We start from the raw sequence: 3,393 nt of genomic DNA on the forward strand, positions 1-3,393 counted from the left end.
CGTCCTGCTGCTGGAGGCGGGCCTGGACTGGCGCGCCGACGAGGCGCCGTGGGAGGTGGTGACGCCGAATCCGATCCCGATCATCCACAGGCGCGAGTACCAGGAGAAATGGCAGTGGCCTGATCTCCTGACGCGCCGGGTGGCCGGGCAGGAGCCGCGCTTCTACTGGCGCGGCAAGGGGCTCGGCGGCTCCTCGATGATGAACGGCCAGATCGCGATCCGCGGCGTTGCCGATGCCTTCGACGAATGGGCCGCCAATGGCTGCACCGGCTGGTCGGCCGGGGAGGTGATGCCGCTCTTCTCCGTGATCGAGGACGATCTGGAGTTCGGCGATGCCGCAGGCCATGGACGCGGCGGGCCACTGCCGGTCTACCGGGCGCCTCCGGAAAAATGGGGGCCGATCGATCGCGGCTTGCGCGATGCCGCGCTCGCGAGCGGCTATCCCTGGTGCGCCGATCTCAACGGCCCCGATGGCGAGGGCGTGGCCTGCTATCCCATCAACAGCCGCGACAGCCGGCGCATCAGCACCAACGAGGGCTATCTGGAGCCCGCGCGCGGCCGCGCCAATCTCGAAATTCGCGGCCATGCGCTGGTCGATCGCGTGCTGATCAGCGACGGAAGGGCGACCGGCGTCCGCGTCCATATCGAGGGGCAAGGCACCCACGAGATCAGCGCCCGGCAGATCGTGCTGTGCGCCGGTGCCATCCACAGTCCGGCGATCCTGCTGCGCTCGGGCATCGGGCCGGCCGACGAGTTGAAGGCGATGGGAATTGCGGTCGAGTGCGACCTGCCGGTCGGTAAGCACTACTTCGACCATCCGCTGTTTCGCGCCACCATCCAGCTCCACGAAAATCTCAGGCCCACCGATCCGGACACCCGCCACACCAATTGCTGCGTGACCTATTCCTCGGGCCTCGCCGACGGCGGCAAGCGCGACATGATTCTGATCGCCTTCAATCACCGCGGCATCGGCGTGCCGGGCGCGATCGGCGCGGGTCTGTTCAACGCGTATTCGCGCGGCACGCTGAAGCTGGCCTCGACCGATCCCGCGATTGATCCCGTCGTCGAGGAGAACATGCTGGCCGATCCCCGCGACATGCTGCGCATGATGGATGCGGTGAAGCGTCTCGCCGTGCTCACCTCGCAGCCGGCGCTGTCAGGCATCGCCGACTGGATCCGGCTCGCCGACACCGATCTGACGCTGCCGCAGGCAGCTCACCTGCCGGATCACGAGCTCGACGCGGTGCTGCGCCGTGAGACCGGCGACATCCAGCACGCCGCCGGCAGCTGCCGCATGAGCGGCGCCGGCGATGCCGATGGTGTGGTCAACCCTGACGGCGGGGTGAAGGGCATCTCGGGCCTACGCGTCGCCGACGCCTCGATCATGCCGTCGGACTGCCGCGCCAACACGCATTTCACCACGGTGGTGATCGGGGAAGCGATCGCGCGGATGATGATGCGGTAGTTTCTACCGCGTCAAACTCCACTTATCCCGTCATCCTGAGGAACGAGGGATGGGGCGCGTCAGCGCGCCATCGAGAGCCTCGAAGGATGTACGGCCGGGATGCTTCGATACCTTAGCAGCGAGAGCCGGGCCGTCGCCCTTCGAGGGCCGCTGAAGAAGCGGCCACCTCAGGGTGACGGTGATGGATGGGAGCGCACTCCTTCAACCATGTCATTGCGAGCGGAGCGAAGCAGTCCAGAATCCCGCCGCGGGTGCAGTCTGGATTGCTTCGCTGCGCTCGCAATGACGGAGCAATTGGCGAGGCCATCGCACTCCATTGCACATTTCAAATAGCAAACACACGATCGCCTTCTCGCGGCGCGTCTCGCCCGAGTTTTGGGTCTCGCACGCCCTCGAAAAAGACGAGGGCGCAGGGAAGGCCGGGCGCCGGCGGCACCCGAGATCCGTGCGCGATAGAAATGCACACGGGGTGGACCACAGGTGTGCCGGTCGCCCGGCCTTCCCTGCGCGAATGGTTTTAACGGTGTCCTTCGTGCTCTCCTCGGGGAGCGTTGCACTATTGCCCCCGTCGCCTTGTGGATATCGATGCGCGGACCGGTCGGCCGCCACATCACCGCAAGACTTGACGCACAGACCCCGGGCGTCGGGACCACACGACTTTTCCGTCCGCGCACGTCCTCGCTGGGAATCCGGGAGGTGGCGTGTGCTCGCCCCCGAAACCATGCGAAGACGCTGTCAGCGTCGGGTCGTATGCGCGGAAAGGCCATTGCTCACGGTGTCCCGCCCTGCAATGCCCGTTGCGCCCGACGCCGTCGCGTCCATCGCTGCCCAGCCCGCGGTTCGTGACGATCGCGATCCGCCCCTCGTCTCGGGCCAGGGTGATCAGTGTGTACGTCAAATCCGAATTTCGGTAAAGTGGAATATTTCGGCGAGAGGGCTTGACAGGCGGGGTGATCGAAATGACCGAGCTGTTTTGCCCGACGGGCAGCGGCCTGTCTGAAATAGCTGATCGGGGTGCCCTTCATCTCAAGCGCCTGAATGTCGGCGTTGGGCCAAGAGCGATAGCGACGGGATGCCGCTTGTGAGACCCAACCCGGACCCCAAGACTGCGGCCTGAATCGCCACGAAAGCCAATTGTTTCAGCGCGAATTCGTGGTTAATCTACCTGTTCCGTCTGGGCAGATAAGCCGGAGACGAACATGGTGCGATTGGGAGCGGCCGCTCGGGCGGCAGGTGCACTGACCATAATTCTCGTATGTACGGCGGGCGCGCACGCGCAGGTCACCGAGAAGCCACCGTTTTGGGCCTACACTTACAACCCGCCCGACTTCAAGCCGCCGCCGGATGACGGTCAACCTCGCCACGTTCCCGACAGCACGGCGAGCTATACAGTCCCACAAACGCGCGATCGCTTCCTGGCGCCGGATTGGCACCCAGGTGACCATCCGACGATGCCGGCAGTCGTGGCGAGCGGTCGCCAGCCTGACGTCTACGCCTGCGGCTTCTGCCATCGTGCCTCTGGCACGGGCGGTCCGGAGAACGCCGACATCGCTGGCCTGCCGGTTGCTTACTTTATTCAGCAGATGCACGACTACAGGAGCGGCAAGCGCTCGACGGCATTGCTCGACCGCGTTCCGCAAGCATGGATGATCTCGCTTGCGAAGGCGGCGAACGACGATGAGATTAAGGCGGCGGCAGAATATTTCGCCGCCATCAAGCCAAGGAAGTTGGTCGATGTGGTGGAGACTGAGACCGTGCCGAAGCCTACCGTCGCCGGCTGGTTCTTCGTCACCAAAGGCGATGAACGCGAGCCGATCGGCACGCGCATCATCGAGACGCCGGCTGACGTCGGCCGCTTCGTCAACCGCGACGCGCGCGTTCGCTTTACCGCCTACGTGCCGACAGGCAGCGTGGCTGCCGGCCGCGGG

2 protein-coding genes are annotated in these 3,393 nt (G+C 65.4%); both read left to right on the forward strand.

The window, feature by feature from the left end; translation table 11 throughout:
- A partial coding sequence (locus MOV74_RS34265; protein WP_246931395.1) for a GMC family oxidoreductase occupies positions 1 to 1,465 on the forward strand: 1,465 nt, incomplete at its 5' end.
- Positions 1,466 to 2,673: 1,208 nt separating this feature from the next.
- A partial coding sequence (locus MOV74_RS34270; protein ID WP_246931396.1) for a cytochrome C-binding protein occupies positions 2,674 to 3,393 on the forward strand: 720 nt, incomplete at its 3' end.

The sequence above is a fragment of the Bradyrhizobium sp. SHOUNA76 genome (assembly GCF_023006445.1).
Lineage (GTDB): Bacteria > Pseudomonadota > Alphaproteobacteria > Rhizobiales > Xanthobacteraceae > Bradyrhizobium.